This is a genomic window from Aequorivita iocasae (genome assembly GCF_016757735.1).
Lineage (GTDB): Bacteria > Bacteroidota > Bacteroidia > Flavobacteriales > Flavobacteriaceae > Aequorivita > Aequorivita iocasae.
In genome coordinates, this window is sequence record NZ_CP068439.1 from 1,961,788 (window position 1) to 1,985,025 (window position 23,238).

Below are 23,238 nucleotides of genomic sequence, written 5' to 3' on the forward strand. Positions count from 1 at the left end.
ACTATTTTAATATGCCTATAACCTTTGCCATCATCAAAGAACGCAAAACTCCGCCAGATCGTCGGGTGGTTTTTTCACCGGAAAAGTGCCAAGAAGTCATACAGAAGTTTCCCGATGCACGGATCATCGTGGAAGCCTCAGATGTTCGTATCTTTCCAGATGATGCGTACCGCGATGCTGGTTTTAAAGTGTTGGAAGATGTGTCATCAGCAGATGTGATGCTGGGCGTAAAGGAAGTGCCCGTAGATGCTTTAATTCCGAATAAAAAGTATTTCTACTTCAGCCACACCATCAAAAAACAACCTTACAATCGCAAATTGCTAAAGGCGATGCTCGCTAAAAATATTGAAATGTTTGATCACGAAACCATCGTAAATGCAGACAAACATAGATTGATCGGGTTTGGGTATTATGCTGGATTGGTGGGCGCCTATAATGGGTTTAGAGGTTTAGGTTTGCGTGATAGGCTGTTTGCACTCCCAAAAGTTGAAACCCTTCCAGACCTTGAAGCCGTAAAAGCGGAACTGGATAAAATTACACTTCCAAATATAAAAATTATCCTTTCTGGAACAGGAAAAGTTACAAGAGGTGCAAAGGAGATTCTCGATCACCTTAAAATTCGCGAGGTTACTGATACCGACTACCTTTTCAAAGATTTTGAAGAACCGGTTTATTGTTTAATTGACGTTACTGAATACAACAAGCGCAAAGACGGCGGAGCATTTGATAAGGAAGAGTTTTATAACGACCCTTCTGATTATGAAAGTGATTTTATGAAGTATGCCAAAGTGAGCGATATGTTTATCTCGGGACATTTTTATGGCAATGGCGCCCCGTATCTGTTCACTCGCGAAGATGCCAAACATCCTGACTTTAAAATAAACATCGTAGCGGATATTTCTTGTGATGTGGATGGGCCTATAGCAAGCACCTTGCGCGCATCTACCATTGCCGATCCATTTTACGGATATAACCCCCAAACCGAAGCGGAAACGGCTTTTGATGCTCCCGGCGCAATAACCGTTATGGCGGTAGATAATTTGCCTTGCGAGCTGCCCAAGGATGCAAGTGAAGGATTTGGCGATATGTTTATGGAACATGTTATCCCTGCATTTTTTAATGGCGATAGGAATGGCATCTTGGAACGTGCAAAAATAACTACTGCAGACGGAAAACTCACTTCTAGATTTGCATATTTAAAGGATTATGTGGAAATTGCCGATTAACAAATTAACTTTTTGTTAACAACCTTGCAATTGAAACTTACTGAAAAAATAAAACAAACAGCCCTTGTAACTGGGGCCGCTTCAGGACTCGGTTTTGAACTTGCCATGCTACTAGCCCAAGATGGTTATGATCTTTTTTTAGTGGATGTTGATATCCAAGGGTTGGAAAAGGCAAAAAAAGAAATAGAAACACAATTTTCTTCTGAAGTAAAACTTATCGCAAAAGATTTGAGTACCTGTAATGTGGCACCTGAAATTTTTGAAGCGATTGAAGATGTACCTATTGACGTTCTCATTAACAATGCAGGATTTGGAATTTTCGGGAGCTTTCAAGATACAGATTGGAAGCGCGAGGCCGAAATGCTCAATCTGCACGTTGTTACAACAACACATTTGACCAAGCTTGTCTTAAAGGGAATGGTAGCTCGAGGCAAAGGGAAAATTCTTAATATGTCGTCACTTGCGGCTTTTCAGCCGGGACCCTTAATGTCTTTATATTATGCTTCCAAGGCTTATATACTCTCTTTTTCCGAAGCGATAGCAAATGAGCTTAAAGACTCTGGAGTTACTGTAACAGTACTTTGCCCGGGACAGACCAAAACTTGTTTTCAAGATGTAGTTTCAAATGGCATAGGCAAGTCTTCTTCCGAAAATAAAATCAGTTTTAACATAGCTTGCCCTAAAGCCGTTGCTAAATACGGATATGAGGCCATGCAAAAAGGTAAAATAGTTGCCATTCCAGGCAATATTAACAAACTGCTTTCCAAACTTCCGCGTTTTGTTTCACGGCGTACCGCTACTGCAGTTATAAGGCGCATTCAGGAAAAGAATCGTGCCCATTAACTTTACTCTTTCAAATACAAGATTTATTTTTTGATAAAGCTGTTCATTTGGAATTTTCCATCCTCCAGCGCTATTTTTAAATAATACACTCCAGGAGTAAGGTTTTCAATATTGAGATGAAAGTTATCAGAATCTATACTGTAGTGCTGCTGGACGTTGCCCAGAGTGCTAAGAAGCGTAACGCTTGAAACAGCAGTGTTATGGAACTTTAAATTGATAAAGTTTTTTGCAGGATTTGGAAATAAGGCGATATTGGAAATTTCGTTTTCGTTTATAGCTAGGACAGGGTCAGTTTGATTGATCCAAAAAACACTGTCTGCATCATTTACATTGATGGTAAATAAATCTTTGTCATTATCGTTATCAATATCAAAAGCTTCAATATCAAAGGTATCGCTAATTGAAAATTCTTCAGACCCTTCCGTAAAATTTCCATTGCCATCATTAAATAGCACAACACTGCTATAGGTTTCTGTGCCAAAGGCAAATTTGGCTATTACTAAGTCTAGGTCGCCATCAACATCTATATCAACCAAATCAACATCTGAGGCTGGTTCTGCCGAGTATAGGGTGGTAAAGTTTTGGAAAAGGGAAGTGCCATTGTTTAAATAGCCCCTAACCAGATTATCGGCTTCCACAACTACAAGATCTATAGTGCCATCGCCATTATAATCTCCACTATCTACTTTCCACGTTGCTACTTGGGGTAACATTTGGGGACTTTTAAAAAAAGTGCCATCGCCATTTCCCGTCCATATTTCATTTTCACGTCTTGCCTGAAGCGGCGAATTGCCCTTTAAGATTATAATGTCCATATGGTTGTCTTGGTTAATGTCAACCACGGTAGCTTCGCTGGAATAACTGCCAGTAGTCCATGGCATTTGGGTTAATATTAACGATTGTGCGCTGCCCTGGCTTAAATATAATTTGTCTTCAGCTTGTAAGTTGTAAACAGCACAAAACACATCCATAAACCCATCCTCATTAAAATCTGCAACTTCTACGGCCCACACGTCATTGCCTAAATATTGCCCTATTGTAAAAGTCCCAGTTCCGTCATTAAGAAATATCCTGCTTGATGTAACTGCATCTAAATCTCCGTCATTATCCATATCGGCAAGTTTGATGTCTTCATTGACGGCAGTACCGAATTCACCGAATAATGTAAAGGTAGAGTCTCCATTATTGGTCCATACCTTCGTTGCATTTAAGGGACTTTGGCCCGTAAAGGCGTTATATGTTTGCAAAAAATCTATTTGTCCATCGCCGTTCACATCACCAAAAGCGGCAGCGGTAGGAAATGTGCCCGGTACATGAAAGCCCTCCTGCAAAATCTGTGATTGAGCGGCATTTGCTAAAGTTAGAATAAGCAGTGAATATAATACTCCCTTCATTTTTTTTTGTTTTTGTAGGTTTTAAGTAAATAGGGAATGGTTATGTCTTTATTATTTTTTTTGTCAGATTTCCTTGCTCTGTTTCCAGTATAAGTATGTAAAAACCGGCTGGAAGATGTGAAATATCTACTGAATCATTAAAATGGGTTTTCATAACTGCTTGCCCGTTAATATTGAAAATGGTTATTTGAGTAATATCAAGATTGGGTGATTTTTCAATAGAAATTGTATTGATGACCGGATTTGGCGTAAGGGTGATGCTGTCTTCATTAAAATTTTCCACTGAAAGGGTTTGGGTTCCCGAGACAGTTATATAGTAATTAAGATCGGGTCTGTTTAGGTCATAATTACTTTTGTAAACATAGGGAGTATTGCTACACGCGGGAGAATCTATTTTGTACCAAGAATAATCATAAGTATCTGAGGTGCCGCCCAAAAAAAGGACCTTTCCGTCAAATTCTTGATGAACTTCTACCAAAATTCTATCCTGCCCTGCAGGGACGATAACAGGAGTGCTGAACGTTAATGGCAATATAACATTCGCCAGAGTTCCTACAACAATAGGATCACTAGAACCCAGTATATTGCTTTCTGAAAATGAAGCGGGAAAATCCTCATCAATTGTATAGATCTTAACTATAATTGAGGGGCCCGGGATTGCAATGGTACTTTGAATACCAACGTTTGCGATATCAATTTCGAAATCACCAGCGATACCAAAATCAGCCAATTCGAATACTCTCGCCCAATCATTTCCACCAATTCCGCAGCTATAATTTTGAATTTGATCTACAATGTTATTGCCAATGTTATGTTTTAGCGTAATCACTTGGCTAAAGGATACTTGAGTGATCAATGCCACTATTAAGTAAATTTTTTTCATATAGAATGTTTGGAGTTGATGTTAAATTCGTTTTAATTGGATTGGTTCCTCTGCTTGAACTTTTATAAGGGTTTCAAAAAATTGTCGCAAAGCTGGATATGCTTCTTTTGAAAAACTAGTATTATTCAATTTGGCGCTCAGTCGTATGTTAACTTTACTCCCCGCAACGTCATAAACTACCGAAAGCTCTCCATCATTATTGGGAAGTTTCAGGATTTTGTTCTCTGGGACCTTAACAATTTCGTAGGCGTCCCGGACATCTATAGAGACCAAATAATTATTTATTACAGGGAAACCAAAATCAATAGGATAGATGCGGGTTTCTTTTGAAAAAGGGTTTTCGGAAAAATAGGGTTTTGCCAAGAATGGATACACAAACAATATATCGCCTACCGGTTGCTGGTGTATGGTGATGTCAAAGGTTTCTTTATAGGGTTGTTCCAAGTCTTGTTCGTTTTCTACTTGAAGATTTGAAATGTCCAATAATTCATTGCTATTCTGTTTTCTTTTTATTATTTCCTCTTTGGAAAAATCGGCGTTGTCCCTTCTTTTGGATACTGCCACGTAGCCCGTGGAAATTTCACTTACCTTGCCGGAAAATAACCCACTATTATTAGCAGTAAGTTGCATATTTATATAATGCATGTTTTTGGCGATAGGAACTATAGGTTCCCAATAACTACCTTTTTTAAAATCAAGTACACGACCTTCTCCATTTAAATCGCGAAAGGGAAGTACCCCAAACGAAGTATATTTATCTGTAGCATCCAATATGTATTTAGTGTTGTTGATATTAAGAAATGCCACGGCATAGTTAAAATCTGTAAGAACTGGGTACTGTTTGGTTGGTTTAGCTTTGTCGCGTGTTGCCAACAGCATTATTTTTGCGTCTAGACCTACAGCTTCCAGGGCGTTTATAAGAGTTAAATTAATTTCGGAACTGTTGCCAACTCCTTTTTCAAAAGCTTCTTTTACACGAATGTCGCTGAGTATTCTGTATTGTTTGTTCCAAGTCATTTTTTTCTGGACAAAATAATAGACTGCTTTTGCACGTTCCAATTCATCTGAAATCGAGCTTATTGAGGTAGGAAGTTGTTCCGAAAAAAAACTTGTGTATTTTAATTGGCGCCCCAAATCCTTATCGTATCTAAATTGGCGGTCCACATCTTCCCAGCTTTTTGAGAATGCGGTTTTACTTTCATCCAAACGAACTATGTCCCGAAGTTCAAATTTCATTGCGGGAATATAATTGCTTTCAGAAAGCATGTGCTTCTCTTCCTTAAAGGCGGGAATGGCTTTCATAATATAGGTAGCCGATTCGCAATCTCCGGGGACCTTGAAGCCGGGCAAGTGAAAACAATCCCGTTTTATTTCGGCATGGTTCACATCCAGTTTTCTGTCTCCATAAAGTGTTCGGTTGTAGGTATAATTTCCTGGTATTTCTGTGTGCAGCTCTGAATAAAGGGTCGGTAAGCTATTCATAAATTCCCATACACCCATATGTTGCATATATGGAGTTTCTATGCGATAGGTATATTCCAAAATACTACCGTCCTGGACGTTGGGAAAGGCAAATTTTTTGAGCGACCAGTATTGATTTTCATCGGTATCAAAGATTGCTTTATCACTCACGTAAACTTGTGATTGACCGTTATGGGTCACGGCTTTAAGATTTTTAATATTTTCCTGTACGTTGTTTTCACGATAGTAGGGAATTTCCACATGATCAAATTCAAAATTTTTGGCATGCAATACCTTGATTTTCCTATGAACTTCCTTGATTAGCCTGATGTAACCATCGGCAGCATCTACTGTGTAGTTTCCCCTTTCATAAAGCACTACGCCATTTGCTTCTGGGTCTAAGGAATAGCTGGTCATGGCGAATTCTTCCGGTAGGGGTTCCCCAAAGGTGTGTGGGGGTTGTTGTTGCGAATAGCAAAGCGATACAAGAAATAAAAGGCAAATTAAATTTAACTGTTTTATTGTCATTCTATATTTTTTTTAAAACGATTGATTCTTCTTTCAGCATGGTTACCATAGTGCCAAAATATTCTTTTAAGGATTGGTATGCATCTGAGGGAAACCGATAGGCATTAAGCTTCATATTAAAACGTATATTTAGTTTGCTGCCCTCTGAAACGTAGGTGACTGAGCATTCGCCATCTTCATTTGGAAGTTTTATGCTTCTGCTTTTGGGAAGTTGTTCAATTTCATATACTTCACCCAAATCTATTGAAATTAAATATGTATTCGTAAACGGAAAACCGAAATCCATGGGGTAGCTGCGCGCTTCCATTTTAAAGGGATTTTCAGTAATATAGGTTTTATGGAAGAAAGGATTGAGAATTACTTTATCGCCTACTATTTCTGGTTCAATGGATATAGCGTAGCTTTCCTTAAGGGGTTGTTCAATTTTTTCAATGTCATCTACTTGATAATCCGTAATTTCTATTCCCGCTTTTTCATTTAGTTTTTCTTTTATGTACCCCTGCAGGGTTTCATCTTCAATGGTATTTCTTTTTTCCAATGCTATGTATCCATAATTTGCCTGGCTTACTTTTCCTGAAAAGGTACCGTCTGCCGCTGCAGTTATTTGTGCATTTACGTAATGGATATTTTTTTCAAAGGGTTCAATGGGCATCCAATAGCTTCCGTTTTTAAAATCCATTACGCGACCTTGCATATTGAGCGCCCGAAAGGGAATGACTCCAAAAGGAGCTTGTTTGTCTGTGGCGTCCAGTAAATAGATTTTATTTTGAATTGTAAGTACAGCTACAGTGTAATTGAATTTGGTGAGGACTGGGTAAAGCTCTGTGGGCAGTCCATTTTGTCTTGTTGAAAGTAACATCAATTTTGCATCAAGGCCTGCAGCTTCCAAAGCATTAATAAGTGAAAGATTAATTTCTGGAACACTTCCTTTTCTTTCATCAAAAGCATCTTTTACCTCTGTTTCTGAACTATAATAGCTGCCATCCCAAGTATAATGGTCTTTAATGAAACTGTAAATTGCTTTTGCCTTATCAGGCATATCGGTTTTTGAAAGAATTGAATCTGGTAGACGTTTTTTAAAATAACTTGTTTTATTTAGCTGATCTCCAATATCTCCTTTTTTTAGAAGCTTATCGACATCTTTCCATTCCGTTGAAAATTTTTTCGTTTTACTCCAACCAGAAGCAGTATGAATTTCTTTAGGTTCAAATTCTACCCGAGCAATATAATTTTTTGGTGAAAGCATATAATCTTCCATTTTAAAAGCGGGAACGTCCTTCATAGCATATAAGGTCATCGGACATCTAATAATTTCAGTATTGTAAGTTGTTTGTAAACAATCACCGACAACCTCGGATTTGTTTAAGTAAAGTTTTTGATTGCCATAAAGTACATTGTTAAATTGAAAAGCTATAGGTATTTTAAATAAAAATTCACTGTAAATTTTTGGAAGTTCTCCTTGAAATTCCCATCCGTAAAAATTAAAAAGAAATGGAGATTCAATTTTATAAACATATTCAATGATGCTACCATCCTTCACATTTGGAAAAACCATCCTAAAAACTTTGCCAATTTCAGGATCGGAAGTTATAAACACAGCATCAGCATCAACTTTTGATTTAGCTTTTCCATTATGGGTCCATCCGCTATATCCAGCTAATTTTTCACTTGTTTCATCTGAGAAAAACAATGGAATATCAACAGTGCCTCCCTCAAATTTTTTTGAATCAAAAACTTTTATTTTTCTGTGTACTTCTTTTATTAATTTAATATAGTCACCAACGGTATTATAGTAATAATAACCTTGTTCATACAAAACAACGGCTGCGGCTGTTGAGTCTTTTTCGTAAACAGTTAGTGCAAAATCACTTTCTGAAGGTTCGCGAAATTCAGCTATTTCTCGTTCTTGGGAATAGAGAAAATTAATTGAAAGAAGAATTAGAAAAAAGCAGAGGGGACGAATTAACATAAATAGCACTATTAATTATTTCGCAAAATAAACTAAATATTATAATTACAAAATGCTTAATCTTCCATAAAATCAAAAAGATATTTCTCGAAAACCCAATAAACTAATTTTAAAAATAGACCAAAAAGTATTGTAAATGCCCAAGCTTCCAAATTGTCAATTGGGACTGTGATTATTTCGAAAACATCTGTAAAAAGGATAAAGGGATTGTGAAGAACATCCCAGGAATTCCACCGTAATACGCGCCCGAGATACATTCCAAAACTTACCGCAAAAGGAAGGATAATCAGGGATTTTAAAATCAGTTTTTGGTTGAAATGCTTAAAGCACAATTGTTTCATTTCCTTAACGGAAACTACATAAAAAGCGAGTCCCGTAACTGCAAAAACCGCAATCATCAAACTGTCAAAACCAAGCCATTCCATTGGGCTTAAGCGCAGGTGGATAAAATCCGTCAATAAATACGGCGCATTGGGGAGAAACAACAACCAAACTATTAATAAAAAGGACAGTTTCAGCTTTTTGATCTGTTTTTGGCTTTTCATATAAGTGGAAATGAAAAATGGGATCATAGCCAAGAATAGGTTCCATACCAAAAAAAGATAGAAAAAGGAATGGGTTATTTTTAAACGAACAGAAAGCAGAAAAATGCTAAAAACCGTCAGTAAAAAAAGAGGAAACCAAATGTTGAAACGATCAAAGAGAAATGTTTTTAGGGTCTTCATTTTTGATATATATATTTTCGATTAATAAAATAAGTAAAAAGCCCAGTGTATAGACAATCAAGTCCCGCCAATCAAACACGGAGCCAATAATGGTCATTAGTATTTCTGAATGGATATTCAGTTTTTCAGCAAACTTGAATAATTGGAGCATTTCCACGAAATAGGCAAAAGCCAATACGGAAACGGCAGTTTGGAGAACATGATTTTTTATAAAGATTTTTATAAAGCAATAGATTAGGAGTATAACAAGCACATCGCCCAAAAAACCTCTGATAAAGTGATTGAAATGGAAATAGGCAATGGCAATCTCTGCTGCAAAAAGAATGCTTGTTGCCAAAATATGTCTTGTCGAAATATAAAACTTCATTGTATTGCTATTTTTTCCCCCAAGTATTTTGGTCGCGAATCAAAAACAATGTCGAGACAGGCTTTTATTCGCGCCAAGTATTCCCGAAGTTCTGTTTTTGCGGAATATTTCCCCGCGACCGTTTCGGCGTTAAAACCTATTGCTGCAATGCCTTTTTGTTTTGCCAGGAAAATTGCACGTTCGTTATGGAAACTTTGTGAAATTACCGTAAACCTATTCAATCCAAATATCTTTTGGGCTCTTAAAACAGAATCCAAAGTGCTGAATCCGGCATAATCCAAGACTATTTTTTCTTCGGGTATTCCTAATTGAATTAGGTCTTTTTTAAAAAGCAAAGGTTCGTTGTAACCTATTCTGCCATTGTCGCCGCTCACTAAAATAAAATCAATCTTTCCAGCTTTAAAAAGTTCCACGGCCGCTCTTATTCTGAATAGACAATACAGGTTTATATCGCCATTGGCTATAAATTTTGAAGTGCCCAAAAGCAAGCCTACCCTATTATGCGGAATTTCTTCGGTACTTTGAAAGGTTTGGTTTTCCGTTTCCAAAAGCACGTAAGTGTCCAAACAAATAATGGCAAACAATACAAATGGGCTTAGCAATAAAGCCCATTTATAAAGTTTTGCAATTTTATTGAAAAGTGTCTTCATCTTTTTCAATCGTTATTCCAATCAATTCGCCGTGAGGTAAACATTATGATTGCTAGGATTAAGAATAGACCAATACTGCCTACCAAAAGTGCATAGTTTTCCAATTGGATTATCACATAAATAAAACCATATAGCGAAACCAACGAGCCGCAGATGAGCAACGGAAATTTAAATCCTTTTAAAATGGCGCGCGAATAGATCGTTATCAATACAATTACTGAAAATGCGGCAACGGCATACGCTTTAAAGAAATTACTATGCTCTGAAATGGAGATGAGCAGCGTATAGAACATTACCAAAGCCAAACCGATCATCATATATTGAAAGGGGTGGATGTAAATTCTGCTAACCAATTGTATCAGTAAAAAAACCAACAATGTTAAGCCGATAACCAAAATGCCGTATTTGGCAGTGCGTTCGCTCTTTTGGTATTCGTCCACGGGAATGATAAGTTTGGTGCCGAAAGCGAAAGCTGAAAGATCTGGCAGATGCCCAAAAAAAGATTGCTCAAACTGTCTGTTTATTTGCAGGATGCGCCAAGTAGCCGTAAATCCCTCTTGGCTTATTTCCTTATTGGTGTCTTCGGGCAGAAAGTTACCGTCAAAACTGGGGGAGTGCCAGTTCGATTTCATGGTGGCATCGGTTTCTTTTCCTATTGGTAAAAACTTCAAACTTTCGCTGCCGTTTATTTTTAAGTCGAATGAAAAGGGAAGTGGTGCAGCGAATATTTCCTTCGCGTTTGCAATGTATTTGCTTTGGATGGTGTTCAAATATTCCGTGGAATATTGGGGCGTCATTGAAAGTGCTTCCGAAGCTAAGTTTACAACCGGAGTGGTTTTTATTCCCTTTAAGTTTGTGGTTTTTAGAAGAACGGTCGCCTTTTCCCAAAGAATGTTTTCTTCTGGAATATCAGTATCCGAAAAATCAATTGTGGGGAAATTTCCCTTTACGCCAATGGCCGCGGAATAGACCACCGATTCATAAATACTTCGGTTCAGCGGTTTCGTATTAACATTTGATGTAATGTTCAATTCATCGGGAAAGAAGTAAGCGTTTTCTATTGTTTCCTTCGTTTTCGTATAATAGGCGTTACTTTTTTCGTTGAAAATCTTTTCCTCTGAAATCATTTTATAAGGAATTTTCACGATGGGGCCGGAGAGCAAGACCTCATTTCCCCATTTTTGATTTATCTCGCGCACAACTTCTTCCTGCCTATACGCCCGTTCGTTAATTAATGATTTTACGAATTCCAAAGGAATCAATAAAACCAATAATAAAAATCCTACTACGAGCATGCGCGCGGTGATGGAGTTGCGCATCCAATTGCTGAATCTACTTTTTTTCTGTTCCATAATTTTTGTGTTAAAGGTTAAATGCCATTAGTTTATTGTTTGTGGACTGTATTGAAATTCATTGTATTGATATTGAAGTTTCTGAAGTTTCAATAATTGTGTTTCGGAAAAGATTACTTTTCTAAACCCTTCAAAATCTGTGTGTAATAATTTTTGGAAATCAAAGTGGTGGAAGGTGTTGATCTGTTTACCAATTAAGTAGGAGTTGTAATAATAGGAAGCATATTTTGGGAGAAGGGTGGTTCCCAATAAAAGTACGCCCGTTAAATAAGGCGTTCGTTTGCCGTTGCCGTAGCATAAGTATTGAAGCGCAATTTCGTTTTCCACATTGGTGCCGAAACCGGATAATACGTGGTAGGCATCGTGGCGTTCCACTTTTCCAATAAGTTCGAAACCATTTTTATTGAGAAATGCGCCTAAATTTTTTCCAAAGCTGTTATTTGGATATTCAAGTAATTCAGCTGTGCTGATTCCCCAGGGTTCTTTCTTTTTGAATTTCAAATAAATTTTTTGGGACCATTCAAAGAGTTTCTCTATAAGTTTTTTCCGTAGCTTCATATATTTAAAGTACTTTGTATTTCAAAGTGAAATGATAAAAAAATATAATTGTTATGTTTTCGGTTTTTGAATCAATTTCTCAAGAGCATCAATATGCTTTTTAAATTCCGCCTTTCCCAGCTTTGTGGCTATGTAATTTGTATTTGGCTTTCTTCCCACAAAACTTTTTTCCACCAAAATATATTCTGCCTGCTCCAGTGCTTTTATGTGGCTGGCCAGATTGCCATCGGTAACATCAAGCAATTCCTTAAGCCTATTGAAATCTGCATCCTCGTTCACTACAAGTATGCTCATGATTCCCAAGCGGATGCGATGGTCAAAAAGTTTGTTTATGTTGTCTATGATGCCCACTTTTAGCTTTTTCTTTCTTTAATATACATTATACTTCCATAAATAATATGGAAAAGCCCGAAGCCCAAGAGCCAAAACCATAGGCCATAACCGGGAAGAGCCGCACAAAGTAAGCCGATGATAATTTCTGCATAGCCCAAATATTTTACGTTGCCGATGGTGTATTTTGAGGCATTTACAAGCGCCAGTCCATAAAATATAAGCATTAACGAAGCACTTAAACCATAATGCTGACTATTCAATTTGATGATGATGTAAATTCCACCCGTTACAAGTGGGATTAGAAAATTTATGAGTAAACGACGGGTGGTGGCATCCCAAATTTTCTCATTGTTTTTTTTTGCTTTTTGGGTCGTCAACAGATAAGCTGTGACTACGCTGAGAATTGCCACGGAAGCCAGGAGCGCGAGCAAGAGTTTAAAATTCCAACTGTGGAGGGTAAGAAATTCCCCCGGTTTTGGGAAAAGATATATGTATGCTATTGCCGCTCCAAGAATAGCATAGACTCCAGCAAAGATACCGGAGAGCCCGCTCAGCGATATAAAACGGGAAGAGCGGTTCATTAAGTTTTTAATCTCGCTTATGTCTTTTAGATAATCCTGATCACTCATAATAAAGTACTTTGAAAAACAAAGTAAATATAAAAATGTTTGTTAGCCAAATAAAATTCTGAAATATATAGAGCAGTTTTATGGTAATTAAATTAAGTAGGAGAAACCTTACGTTAAAAAAGGGGGAAATCCCCCTACAAATTCAGGGTTTTTCCTCTTGACTGGTATTGTTCTTCTTCGCATCTTTACACTATCAAATTAATTGGGGAGTTAATTTTAGATATGAGGGCAGAAGCTGTTTCTTTTCAGAAGCAGCTTTTCTTTTTTTAATCTGGACTTAATGATAAAAACAGGAAAAATCCTGTGTAAAAAGGGGGAAATCCCTGTTGATTGTTAGCAGATTTAGTGCGATATTTGAATACTTATTTAATTGGGGAGTTTTATAAGTAATGAGGTTAAGGACTGTGCCCCAATTGGGTACAGTCCTTTTTTAAAAAGTAACGATGCTTATTTTATAGAGTTTTGTTATTAGCCAAAGCGCCCTGCCATTTTGTGATGGCAGGGCGCTTTAATTATATAAATTTTTATAGAGCTATAATTGATTGATGGTTTTTCTTATAGCTACAAGATCCGTTAATAACTTCTCAAGTAGGTTTAAATTTAGCATATTGGCACCATCGCTTTTTGCGTTTGTTGGGTCAAAGTGGGTTTCAATAAAAATTCCATCGGCGCCGGTAGCTATTCCCGCTCTCGCAATTGTTGAAATCATTTCGGGCCTACCACCTGTAACGCCAGCACTTTGGTTGGGCTGTTGCAAACTGTGGGTAACGTCCAAAACAACGGGGGCGTATTGTTTCATTGTGGGAATACCCCGAAAATCTACAATCATATCCTGATAGCCGAACATGGTTCCGCGATCTGTAATCAGTACTTGTTCGTTATTGCAATCTGTAACCTTGGTTACGGCATGCTTCATGCTTTCCGGGCTCATGAATTGTCCTTTTTTCAAATTCACTACTTTTCCAGTTTCGGCGGCAGCAACCACCAAATCTGTTTGGCGTACCAAAAAAGCCGGTATCTGTAAAACATCCACGTATTCCGCAGCCATTGTTGCATCACTCACTTCGTGAATATCGGTAACGGTGGGAAGGTCAAAAGTTTCAGAAACTTTGCGGAGGATTTTCAAAGCTTTTTCATCGCCAATTCCCGTGAAACTATCGATTCTGCTTCGGTTTGCTTTTTTAAAACTTCCTTTAAAGATGTATGGAATTTCGAGGGCATCTGTAATTTTTACAATCTTTTCGGCAATCTGCATTGCCATTTCTTCGCCTTCAATGGCGCAGGGACCGGCGAGGAGAAAGAAATTGTTGGAAGTTGTGTGTTTTATTTTTGGGATTAAATTAAGTTTCATACTATAATTTTAGTAGTGTAAAGATAGGTATTTTACTATTCTGATATGTCGTCAAGCTAACACTGCTTTGTTTCATTTATTCCAACCTACTATTTCAACTAAAATAAACACCCAACTTTTATTTCTAATCCACTTAGAAACACTACTTTTGCACCCTCTTAAAAAAAGGAGCATTGCTATGAAAATTAAAAACATCGCCATTATTGCACACGTTGACCACGGTAAAACCACCTTGGTTGATAAAATTATGCACCACTGTAGCCTTTTTCGTGAAAACGAAAACACTGGCGAACTTATCTTGGATAATAACGATTTGGAACGCGAACGCGGAATTACCATTACTTCAAAAAACGTTTCCGTTGTTTATAAAGACACTAAAATAAACATTATCGATACCCCTGGTCACGCCGATTTTGGTGGCGAAGTGGAGCGTGTATTGAACATGGCAGATGGTGTTCTTCTTTTAGTTGATGCTTTTGAGGGCCCGATGCCGCAAACACGTTTCGTGCTTCAAAAGGCGATTTCGCTTGGGTTGAAGCCTTGCGTGGTTGTAAATAAAGTGGATAAGGAAAACTGTACGCCAGATGAAGTACACGAAGCGGTATTTGATTTAATGTTTGAATTGGGCGCAGAAGAGTGGCAACTAGATTTCCCAACCGTTTATGGTTCTGCAAAGCACAACTGGATGAGCGAAGACTGGAAAAACCAAACCGAAACTATTGAGCCGTTGCTTGATATGGTATTGGAACACATTCCATCACCAAAAGTGGAGGAAGGTACCGTGCAGATGTTGATTACCTCCTTGGACTTTTCGTCTTTTACAGGGCGTATCGCAATCGGTCGTTTGCAGAGAGGCGTTTTAAAGGAAGGAATGCAGATAGCCTTGGTGAAACGAGATGGTAGTAAAGTAAAATCAAAAATAAAGGAACTTCATACTTTTGAAGGTTTGGGCCGTAAAAAAGTTGCTGAAGTACAAGCGGGCGATATTTGTGCGTTGGTAGGCTTGGAAGGTTTTGAAATTGGCGATACCGTTGCCGATGCCGAAAACCCCGAAGCACTTAAAACCATTGCCATTGACGAGCCTACAATGAGTATGCTTTTCACAATTAACGATTCTCCTTTCTTTGGAAAGGATGGAAAGTTTGTTACTTCGCGCCACATTAAGGAGCGCCTTGAAAAGGAATTGGAAAAAAACCTTGCCTTGCGCATGCAACCAACGGACAGTGCTGATAAATTTATGGTTTTTGGCCGTGGGGTTTTGCACCTTTCGGTTTTGATTGAAACAATGCGCCGTGAAGGATACGAACTTCAAATCGGGCAGCCTCAAGTAATCATTAAAGAAATTGACGGCGTAAAATGTGAGCCGGTTGAGGAAATGACCATCGATTTGCCCGAAACAGTAAGTGGAACTGCCATTAATATGGTAACCATCCGTAAAGGGGAAATGTTGAGCATGGAAGGAAAAGGGGAGCGAATGATCTGTAAATTCATCATACCATCCCGTGGAATTATCGGTCTTAGAAACCAGTTACTTACTGCAACTGCGGGTGAGGCTATTATGACACACCGTTTTCTTGAATACCAACCTTTGAAAGGAGGGATTCCTGAAAGACAGAACGGAAGTTTGGTTTCTATGGAAACGGGGCAAGCCATACCGTACTCAATTGATAAATTACAGGATCGTGGACGTTTCTTCGTAAATCCTAACGAGGATATTTACGAAGGGCAGGTTATTGGTGAAAACACTCGCCAAGACGATATGTCGGTAAACATTACCAAAACCAAAAAGCTATCAAACGTACGTTCTTCGGGAGCTGACGATAAGGCACGAATTATTCCCGCTATTAAATTTTCTTTGGAAGAAGCGTTGGAATACATACAAAAAGACGAATACGTCGAGGTAACGCCAAACCATTTAAGACTTCGAAAAATATATTTGAAGGAAGTGGACCGCAAGCGTAATAAATTGTAGAAAAAAGAAAATCGCCAAGCAACTCAATAAACTTGGCGATTTTTAGTTAATTTGTTGTCGCCGAAAGGCAAACACAGAAAAATAATAGGTATGAATTTTCTTTATTTCGATCCAGGGCTGGGAGCCATGATAGTACAGGCGGTAGTGGCAGCAGCAGCTGGCATTTTGCTTTTTTCAAAAAATGTTATGTATAAGGTGAAATCTTTTTTCGGATTGGTAAAAGAGGAAAAGGATACTTACGATTCAATTGACGTTGAAGAGCAAGACACCGATACACATGACAAAAAAAACTGACGCACACCAAGCTTCATTTCGCGATCCTTCGGGGTATATTTTTTACGAAGGAAAAACCCTGCGAAGGGCTATCAAACCTATATATTTTCCGCAATACAACAAACTGAAAGAAAGCGGTTTTTTTAAAAATCTTATTTCAAAAGGCTTGCTCATTCACCATGAGGAAACTGCTGTTTCTTCTGACGAAATAATTATTACCCCGGAAGAAATTCCATTTATTACAAATCCGTACGAATGGAGTTTTGAGCAATACAAGCACGCCGCGCTCCACACCTTAAAAATTCAGAAATACGCACTTTCAAAAGGATTTATTTTGAAGGATGCCTCTGCTTATAACGTAACATTTCACAAAGGAAAACCTATTTTTATCGATACGCTTTCCTTCGATTTTTATGAGGAAGGCACTCCTTGGCGCGCTTATAAACAATTCATCACCCACTTTTTTGGACCTTTGGTTTTGGCAAAATATCACGGCACCGAAATCTTTAAAATGATGCAAACGCACATTGACGGTATTCCGGTAAAATTGATTTCGTCTTTATTGCCCACGCGTACCAAACTTAGTTCGGTAGTATATCCAAATATTCACTTGCTCGCCAAAATGGAAAGCAAGCACAGTGAAGACTACAAAGCTGAAACCAAGATAGCGACTCTTTCCAAAAAGGCCCAGGAAAATATTTTGGAAAGCCTTTATGATTACATAAAAGGCTTAACGTTAAAAGAAGCCAGTGAATGGGGCAATTATTACGATAAAACCAATTATGACGAAACTGCGTTTGAAGCAAAAAAAACGCTCATAAAAGAATGGATAAAACCATTGGCACCGCAAAAACTGATTGACGTGGGCGGAAATGACGGAACCTTTGGACGCACTGTTATTGACAGTGTACCACATATAATTGTGACTGATATTGACAGCAATGCGGTAGATTATAACTACAAACAGCTTCAGCAAAACAAGGAAACCAATATGTTGCCCTTTGTATGCGATGTGCTACAGCCCGCACCGGGCATCGGTTTCAACAATACGGAGCGCAGTTCGTTAATGCAGCGTTTGGCAGATTATGCGCCCGATGTTACCATGGCTTTGGCTTTGATACATCACATTACGCTTTCCGGAAACGTTCCTTTTGAAAAATCGGCTGAATTTTTTGCTTCATTTTCTAAAAACCTGATCATTGAGTTTCCAACCCGGGAAGATTCCTGGGCGCAATCGCTATTGGTACGCAAGCGTGAATTTATTAACCATTTTGATTTTTACAATGAAATGGAATTTGAAAAGGGATATTTAAAATACTTCACCCTTGAAAAAAAGGAGACTGTAAAAGGCACCAAGCGTTTGCTGTATCTTTTGAAAAACAAAAATCATGCAGGCTAAAAAAAAACAGGGTCTTTTCTCGGGTTTTTTGAACAACGGGAATGCCTATCCTGTACTTACGGCCGTGGCGGCGGGTCTTTACCCATTATTGTTTTATTACACAAACAATTATAAAATGATCAATTCCTGGGGACACCTAGGGTATTTTGTCTCTGTATTTTTATTGTTTCCCATTGCTGTATTTTTTTTGGCACATAAAATTTCTGGGGTAAACTTGTTCAAGAAATTTCAGCCGTTTGTTTTACCTTTTTTAAACTTTTTCTTCTTTTTTTCTTATTTGAATATAGCACTGTATGCTGGCTTTAATTGGTTGCGAACCCTTATCATATTTGGAGTCGCTGTTTTGCTTGCCTTTTTGCTTCGAAAATTTTTCAAGAAAATCATTGGCTTTCAACTCATACTTGCCGTCATTGGTATTTTCACATTAGCGCCCGTGGTTATTAAGCAGCTTAATTATTCCAAGGAATGGATGGCGCAGCCCGATGCAATCGAGGAAGCTGTATTTAAGAAAAAACCTAATATTTATTTTATTCAGCCTGATGGGTACGCAAATTTTTCGGAGCTTAAAAAGGGTTTTTACAATATTCCGAATAGCGAATTTGAATATTATTTGAAGGAAAACAATTTTAAAAACTATCCCGGTTTCCGAAGTAATTATGCCGCCACACTGCCCACTAACAGTGCGGTGTTTATGATGAAGCATCATTATTATAACAACGGCTCCGATTTTACCGAAACCATTGACGCCCGCAATGTAATTGTATCAGATAATAGTGTGCTTCGCATATTGAAGAACAACGGTTATCGCACATTTTTTCTTACCGAGCAGCCCTATTTTTTGACCAACAAGCCAAAGCTTGGTTATGATTTCTGTAATTTTTCAACGGAAGAAATTGATTTTGTCACTACCGGCATTGGAGAGCCAAAAGATGTAATAAAACCTTTCGATAACTATTTGGAAACTTATGCTGATGGCCCTAATTTCTTTTTTATTGAAATTTTCAACCCCGGGCATATTACAAATACTATAGAAGATTCCAAAGGGGTGGAGGGAGAGCGCCAACATTATATGGAAAGTTTGGCGGAAGCAAATAAAAAACTGACCCAACTTACAAAGTCTATTCTGGAAAAAGATCCGAAAGCATTGATTGTAATTATGGCCGATCATGGCGGATTTGTGGGGATGACAAACACGGGCGAATCCTACACTAAGAATACGAACCCTGATTTTGTGAACTCCATATTCAGCACCATACTTTCCATTCATTGGCCCAATGGGGAAGCGCCGGAATTTGATAAGGAATTAAAAACCTCGGTTAATCTTTTTAGAATTTTGACCGCATATTTAAGCGAGGAAAACTCATATCTTGAAAATTTACAGGAAAACGGGAGTTACATAATAATCAACTCTGGCGCACCCCAAGGCGTTTATGAATATTTGGACGATGCGGGAAGTGTAATTTTCAAGAAACTTTCATAAGATAAAGAAACAAAGCAAAGTGTTAAAAAACTTTCTCAATAATAACAAGGAGTATCCGGTTTTGGCAGGTATTTCGGCTGGTCTTTACCCTGTGCTGTTTTACTATTCCAGAAATTTTGATATGTCAAAATCATGGGAACACCTTTTATATTTCACAGGTGTTTTTATACTGTTGCCCGCTCTGGCCTTTTTGATATTCCACAGACTTTCAAAGTTGGTCATTTTTAAACCCTATCAAAAATACGTATTACCCTTTTTAAATCTCTTCACGTTTTTATTCATTCTGAAAACTTTTGTTTTTGTACCTATTGAACGTAAAATAATAGTTGGGATTTTTATTGTTTCGCTATTGTTCGCAATATTTCTTTATCGACATTTAAAGAAGTTAATTGTGATCGAATTGCTTTTGGCCTTGATAGGTATTTTTTCAGTTTCACAGATAATATTCCAAAAATTAACTTATTCTGACACGTGGAAGCAACAGCCGGACGATATTGAAAATGTGGTTTTTAAAAAGAAACCCAACGTATACTTTATTCAACCCGATGGTTACGTGAGTTTTTCTACCTTGAATGATGATTTTTACAATGTCGGAAACAATGCATTTGAAACCTTTTTAGAAACTACCAATTTTAAAACCTATCCAGATTTTCACACCAATTATAAATCGACTTTGGCTTCAAACAGTAGTGCTTTTATGATGAAGCACCACTACTACGATTTTAATTTGGATAAACAAGAAGTAGAGAATGCCAGAGAAATTATTATTTCTGAAAATCCCGTTCTCAACGCTTTCAAAAGCAATGGATATGAAACCTATTTTCTGTCGGAAACTTATTATTTTTTGAATAACAGGCCAAAAATGGGGTATGACCATAGCAGTATTCCATATGGTAAGGTTCCGTTCCTTAATAAAGGTTTGGGGGAAGTGCAGCCCGTTTTGGAACCGTTGAAACGGTATCTTTCCGATTCTATCCAAACTCCCAAATTCTTTTTTATACAAATACTCAAACCTGCCCATATAAATACTACGGCCGGTAGCTCGCAAGGTGCGGCCGTGGAGCGTGAAAAATGGATTGAAAGATTAAAAGAGTCCAACGAATTGATGAAAAATCTTATCATTGAAATATTGGATAAGGATCCACAGGCGCTTATAATATTAATGGCGGACCACGGTGGGTTTGTAGGCCTAAATTATACTGGGGAAGGCGATACAAAAACCGAAAATATAGCCATAAAAAAATCTATTTTTAGTACGAACCTTACAATTCATTGGCCAAAAAACGAAGTGCCAGAATACGATTCCAAATTAAAAACGCCGGTGAATGTTTTTAGAATTCTTTTTACCTATTTATCCGGAAACGAAAAATATCTTCAAAATTTGCAGGCAGATGAAAGCTACATCTGCTTAACCGGTGGTACCGAACCTGGCGTTTATAAATATGTAGATGGTTCCGGAAATTATGTCTTTGAAAAAATAGAGCCCGAAAAAGGCAAATAATGTTTTAGAGATTTAGCGGGAAAATACATTGTATTTAAAAATGCACCAAAGTGCCCAAAGTCCGTCTTTCCAGTTTATTTTTTTCCCTTCTTCGTAAGTTCGACCGTAGTATGAAATGCCTACCTCATAGATACGTATTTTTTTTACGCGTGAAATTTTCGCCGTTACTTCAGGTTCAAAACCAAACCTTTTTTCCTTTAAATCCAACCCTTTTAGAATATCTGCCCTAAACAGTTTATAACAGGTTTCCATATCGGTTAGGTTCAGATTGGTAAACATATTACTTAAAAATGTGAGAAACTTATTTCCGATAGTATGCCAAAAAAACAAAATTCTATGCGGATTCCCGCCCATAAATCGGGAGCCATAAACCACATCGGCCTTATTTTCCAAAATTGGTTTCAACAAAAGGGAATACTCATTCGGGTCATATTCCAGATCGGCATCCTGAATAATTATAAAATCACCTGTTGCCATTTGAATGCCTTTATTTAACGCTGCGCCCTTTCCTTGGTTTTTTTCAAAGGAAAAAAACTGAACGTTACAATCAAGATGATTTTGAATAAATTTCTTGATGATATTTAAGGTGTTGTCCTTAGAACAATCGTCAACAATTACAATTTCTTTTTGCAGGTTGTTGGGCAGTTCTAATTTATAGAGTATTTCCAAAATTTCAAGAATGGTATGTTCTTCGTTATAAGCCGGAACAATTATAGAAAGCGCTTTTTGCATGAAATAGATTTGATAGCAAATATATGCATCTATTTTTTTAAAATTTCAATAATTGTCTTCCATTCATAAAGAGGTACTGAAAGCATTAAATTACTTATTTTTGATTTCAAATTTTTGATGAAAGCGAAAACTATAGGTTATCTGTTTACCCTTTTGGGCTTTGTTCCAATGGCCATATGGTGCTTTCATTATATAGATTACGATCTTTGGTACGATGAGGTATATTCGCTTGAAGAATTTGCCTTGAGGGACTTTTCTACCACGCTGTTTTATTATCCAGCACCCAACAACCATATTTTTTACAATTTCACCACACAACTTATTTCAAGGGCATTTGGATATCGGGATATTTTTTCCGCAGAGGCACATACCTATATTTTTCGCGGATTTCAATTGATTATTTCACTGTTATCCGCTTTTTTATCGGTTCGAATTCTAAAGCGTTTTTTTGGCTATAAAAGCAGTTTTCTTTTGTATGGCATTCTTTTTACCACCATTCCGTATATGAATTTTTCACTGCAGCTTAGAGGTTATAATATGAGTGCGCTTTTTTTGGTGATGCTGGTCTATTTTTCGTGGACTTATATTTCGGATAAAAAAAACCTTTCACTTTTTATTGTGTTAATCTGCAGTTTGTTGCTTTTGTATACAATACCTTCAAATCTATACGTACTTGTGGCTTTTGGGTCTCTACTTTTCTGTAGTTGGTTGTATTATTACCGTAAAAGGGAAAATATTTCACGGCTATATTTTAATGTGATGATTTCAGTAATCGGTGGGGCTGTTTTAGCATTTTTCCTGTATTTGCCAATATTGGAAGATGTAATGTTTAACAAATACTCCAATAGAGGTCCCTTTGGGTTGCTTTATTCATTTCACGTCTTAAGAATTGCGGTTGTCGATTTTTTCTCAAATAGATATTTTTTATTGCTGTTGTTGCTACCGGGATTATTTATTTTTTATAAAAAGAGCTCAATAAAGGAACGCTACTATTTTTTGTTTTTGGCATCTCTTTTTGTTGTGCCATTTGTGCTTTCCTTTTTACATCAAAAAGCTCCATTTCCCAGAGTTTTTGTTCCGTTGGCTCCTATATTCTGTATCATTTTGACGATACTGATCGTGAAATTTATTGATACTTTAAAGGTATATCAAACACGCATTTTACAAGTAGTTGTTTCGGTTTACTGTATTATTGTTTTTCTGAAAGAAATGGATAGAAACAATGTCATTATTTCAAAAAATATGGTTGAGAATAATATGGAAACCCAGGATTTATACAGAAATTTTTACTTGGGAAATTTTTACAAGCAAGACAGCACGATGAACTATTTGAGCAAAATCCATAATAATTATCCGGTGGTCAAATACGATCAAAGAGACCAACCTTCCACTGATTTTTATTTAAGAAAATACAATATCACCTTTTGTGAAGTTGATACTATAACAGCTATTTCTAACCAATTAAAAGAAAGGGGAAAAGTGTATGTTTTAACTTCATTTAAGAATAGAACAGTAGATGCGCTTAATAAAATAGGCAGTATTGAAATAGAGGTTTTAAGCCCCGAGTATGCTTTTACAAATATTATTAGCGTACAAAAAAAATAAAGAGTAA

Annotated in this window: 21 protein-coding genes; 8 read left to right on the top strand and 13 right to left on the bottom strand. The window is 37.3% G+C overall.

Annotation, left to right across the window (positions count from 1 at the left end):
* Positions 1-17 precede the first annotated feature (17 nt).
* Together JK629_RS09090 and JK629_RS09095 are read left to right on the top strand one after the other, a co-directional pair.
* The gene (locus tag JK629_RS09090) at positions 18-1,226 is read left to right on the top strand and encodes an NAD(P)-dependent oxidoreductase (RefSeq protein ID WP_202338037.1); all 1,209 of its coding nucleotides are present in this window, start codon (positions 18-20) and stop codon (positions 1,224-1,226) included.
* Positions 1,227-1,256: 30 nt separating this feature from the next.
* Entirely contained in the window at positions 1,257-2,069 is an 813-nt protein-coding gene (locus tag JK629_RS09095; RefSeq protein WP_225625991.1) for an SDR family NAD(P)-dependent oxidoreductase, read from the top strand.
* A 23-nt stretch (positions 2,070-2,092) separates the two neighbouring features.
* On the opposite strand, the gene JK629_RS09100 is transcribed toward JK629_RS09095, so the two are convergent.
* The 12 genes from JK629_RS09100 to kdsA form a co-directional block, all read right to left on the bottom strand.
* Positions 2,093-3,463 (bottom strand): FG-GAP-like repeat-containing protein, encoded by a 1,371-nt coding sequence (locus tag JK629_RS09100; RefSeq protein WP_202335323.1) that lies wholly within the window; start codon positions 3,461-3,463, stop codon positions 2,093-2,095.
* Between the two features lie 40 nt (positions 3,464-3,503).
* The gene (locus JK629_RS09105; RefSeq protein WP_202335324.1) at positions 3,504-4,346 is read right to left on the bottom strand and encodes a T9SS type A sorting domain-containing protein; all 843 of its coding nucleotides are present in this window, start codon (positions 4,344-4,346) and stop codon (positions 3,504-3,506) included.
* Positions 4,347-4,367: 21 nt separating this feature from the next.
* On the bottom strand, positions 4,368-6,335 hold the full coding sequence (locus tag JK629_RS09110; RefSeq protein ID WP_202335325.1) for a DUF3857 domain-containing protein: 1,968 nt from the start codon (positions 6,333-6,335) through the stop codon (positions 4,368-4,370).
* Position 6,336: 1 nt separating this feature from the next.
* Positions 6,337-8,304: a hypothetical protein gene (locus JK629_RS09115; protein WP_202335326.1), complete on the bottom strand. Its 1,968-nt coding sequence runs from the start codon at positions 8,302-8,304 to the stop codon at positions 6,337-6,339.
* Between the two features lie 56 nt (positions 8,305-8,360).
* Positions 8,361-9,029: a DUF1361 domain-containing protein gene (locus JK629_RS09120; RefSeq protein WP_202335327.1), complete on the bottom strand. Its 669-nt coding sequence runs from the start codon at positions 9,027-9,029 to the stop codon at positions 8,361-8,363.
* Positions 9,001-9,396 carry a ribosomal maturation YjgA family protein gene (locus tag JK629_RS09125; RefSeq protein WP_202335328.1) on the bottom strand — a complete coding sequence of 132 codons (396 nt, stop codon included), beginning with the start codon at positions 9,394-9,396 and terminating at the stop codon, positions 9,001-9,003. Before JK629_RS09125 ends, JK629_RS09120 begins: the two co-directional genes overlap by 29 nt.
* Positions 9,393-10,046 (bottom strand): SanA/YdcF family protein, encoded by a 654-nt coding sequence (locus JK629_RS09130; RefSeq protein WP_202335329.1) that lies wholly within the window; start codon positions 10,044-10,046, stop codon positions 9,393-9,395. The genes JK629_RS09125 and JK629_RS09130 overlap by 4 nt, the downstream gene beginning before the upstream one ends.
* Before the next feature lie 5 nt (positions 10,047-10,051).
* Positions 10,052-11,398 (bottom strand): cell envelope integrity protein CreD, encoded by a 1,347-nt coding sequence (gene creD / locus JK629_RS09135; RefSeq protein ID WP_202335330.1) that lies wholly within the window; start codon positions 11,396-11,398, stop codon positions 10,052-10,054.
* A gap of 27 nt (positions 11,399-11,425) precedes the next feature.
* Positions 11,426-11,956: a Coq4 family protein gene (locus JK629_RS09140; RefSeq protein WP_202335331.1), complete on the bottom strand. Its 531-nt coding sequence runs from the start codon at positions 11,954-11,956 to the stop codon at positions 11,426-11,428.
* 51 nt (positions 11,957-12,007) lie between these two features.
* Positions 12,008-12,307, bottom strand: coding sequence for a winged helix-turn-helix domain-containing protein (locus JK629_RS09145; RefSeq protein ID WP_068763179.1), 300 nt, complete (start codon positions 12,305-12,307; stop codon positions 12,008-12,010).
* 2 nt (positions 12,308-12,309) lie between these two features.
* Positions 12,310-12,918, bottom strand: a complete 609-nt coding sequence (locus JK629_RS09150) for a hypothetical protein (RefSeq protein ID WP_202335332.1) — start codon at positions 12,916-12,918, stop codon at positions 12,310-12,312.
* Positions 12,919-13,450: 532 nt separating this feature from the next.
* Positions 13,451-14,269, bottom strand: coding sequence for a 3-deoxy-8-phosphooctulonate synthase (kdsA, locus tag JK629_RS09155; RefSeq protein ID WP_202335333.1), 819 nt, complete (start codon positions 14,267-14,269; stop codon positions 13,451-13,453).
* A 178-nt stretch (positions 14,270-14,447) separates the two neighbouring features.
* Between kdsA and typA the strand changes: the two genes are divergently transcribed.
* From typA to JK629_RS09180, 5 genes are all read left to right on the top strand, one after another.
* On the top strand, positions 14,448-16,241 hold the full coding sequence (typA, locus tag JK629_RS09160; protein ID WP_202335334.1) for a translational GTPase TypA: 1,794 nt from the start codon (positions 14,448-14,450) through the stop codon (positions 16,239-16,241).
* Between the two features lie 90 nt (positions 16,242-16,331).
* Positions 16,332-16,535 carry a hypothetical protein gene (locus JK629_RS09165; protein ID WP_202335335.1) on the top strand — a complete coding sequence of 68 codons (204 nt, stop codon included), beginning with the start codon at positions 16,332-16,334 and terminating at the stop codon, positions 16,533-16,535.
* Complete coding sequence (locus JK629_RS09170; RefSeq protein ID WP_202335336.1) at positions 16,519-17,913, top strand: class I SAM-dependent methyltransferase; 1,395 nt, start codon at positions 16,519-16,521, stop codon at positions 17,911-17,913. Before JK629_RS09165 ends, JK629_RS09170 begins: the two co-directional genes overlap by 17 nt.
* Positions 17,903-19,393 carry a sulfatase-like hydrolase/transferase gene (locus tag JK629_RS09175; protein ID WP_202335337.1) on the top strand — a complete coding sequence of 497 codons (1,491 nt, stop codon included), beginning with the start codon at positions 17,903-17,905 and terminating at the stop codon, positions 19,391-19,393. The genes JK629_RS09170 and JK629_RS09175 overlap by 11 nt, the downstream gene beginning before the upstream one ends.
* Positions 19,394-19,412: 19 nt before the next feature.
* On the top strand, positions 19,413-20,894 hold the full coding sequence (locus tag JK629_RS09180) for a sulfatase-like hydrolase/transferase (RefSeq protein WP_202335338.1): 1,482 nt from the start codon (positions 19,413-19,415) through the stop codon (positions 20,892-20,894).
* A gap of 12 nt (positions 20,895-20,906) precedes the next feature.
* Here the strand turns inward: JK629_RS09180 and JK629_RS09185 are convergent, their stop codons facing one another.
* A complete protein-coding gene (locus tag JK629_RS09185; RefSeq protein WP_202335339.1) occupies positions 20,907-21,626 on the bottom strand; it encodes a glycosyltransferase family 2 protein in 720 nt (239 codons plus the stop codon).
* A 117-nt stretch (positions 21,627-21,743) separates the two neighbouring features.
* Here JK629_RS09185 and JK629_RS09190 point away from each other — a divergent pair, with 117 nt between their 5' ends.
* Entirely contained in the window at positions 21,744-23,231 is a 1,488-nt protein-coding gene (locus JK629_RS09190) for a hypothetical protein (protein WP_202335340.1), read from the top strand.
* The last annotated feature ends 7 nt before the right edge of the window (positions 23,232-23,238 follow it).

Bases quoted from the DNA above. Each gene is read 5' to 3' on its own strand.
- JK629_RS09190 (WP_202335340.1), top strand. From the start codon at position 21,744: ATGAAAGCGAAAACTATAGGTTATCTGTTTACCCTTTTGGGCTTTGTT.
- kdsA (WP_202335333.1), bottom strand. From the start codon at position 14,269: ATGAAACTTAATTTAATCCCAAAAATAAAACACACAACTTCCAACAAT.
- JK629_RS09125 (WP_202335328.1), bottom strand. From the start codon at position 9,396: ATGAAGTTTTATATTTCGACAAGACATATTTTGGCAACAAGCATTCTT.
- creD (WP_202335330.1), bottom strand. From the start codon at position 11,398: ATGGAACAGAAAAAAAGTAGATTCAGCAATTGGATGCGCAACTCCATC.
- JK629_RS09185 (WP_202335339.1), bottom strand. From the start codon at position 21,626: ATGCAAAAAGCGCTTTCTATAATTGTTCCGGCTTATAACGAAGAACAT.
- JK629_RS09105 (WP_202335324.1), bottom strand. From the start codon at position 4,346: ATGAAAAAAATTTACTTAATAGTGGCATTGATCACTCAAGTATCCTTT.
- JK629_RS09170 (WP_202335336.1), top strand. From the start codon at position 16,519: ATGACAAAAAAAACTGACGCACACCAAGCTTCATTTCGCGATCCTTCG.
- JK629_RS09150 (WP_202335332.1), bottom strand. From the start codon at position 12,918: ATGAGTGATCAGGATTATCTAAAAGACATAAGCGAGATTAAAAACTTA.
- JK629_RS09100 (WP_202335323.1), bottom strand. From the start codon at position 3,463: ATGAAGGGAGTATTATATTCACTGCTTATTCTAACTTTAGCAAATGCC.
- typA (WP_202335334.1), top strand. From the start codon at position 14,448: ATGAAAATTAAAAACATCGCCATTATTGCACACGTTGACCACGGTAAA.
- JK629_RS09130 (WP_202335329.1), bottom strand. From the start codon at position 10,046: ATGAAGACACTTTTCAATAAAATTGCAAAACTTTATAAATGGGCTTTA.
- JK629_RS09115 (WP_202335326.1), bottom strand. From the start codon at position 8,304: ATGTTAATTCGTCCCCTCTGCTTTTTTCTAATTCTTCTTTCAATTAAT.
- JK629_RS09120 (WP_202335327.1), bottom strand. From the start codon at position 9,029: ATGAAGACCCTAAAAACATTTCTCTTTGATCGTTTCAACATTTGGTTT.
- JK629_RS09140 (WP_202335331.1), bottom strand. From the start codon at position 11,956: ATGAAGCTACGGAAAAAACTTATAGAGAAACTCTTTGAATGGTCCCAA.
- JK629_RS09110 (WP_202335325.1), bottom strand. From the start codon at position 6,335: ATGACAATAAAACAGTTAAATTTAATTTGCCTTTTATTTCTTGTATCG.
- JK629_RS09165 (WP_202335335.1), top strand. From the start codon at position 16,332: ATGAATTTTCTTTATTTCGATCCAGGGCTGGGAGCCATGATAGTACAG.
- JK629_RS09175 (WP_202335337.1), top strand. From the start codon at position 17,903: ATGCAGGCTAAAAAAAAACAGGGTCTTTTCTCGGGTTTTTTGAACAAC.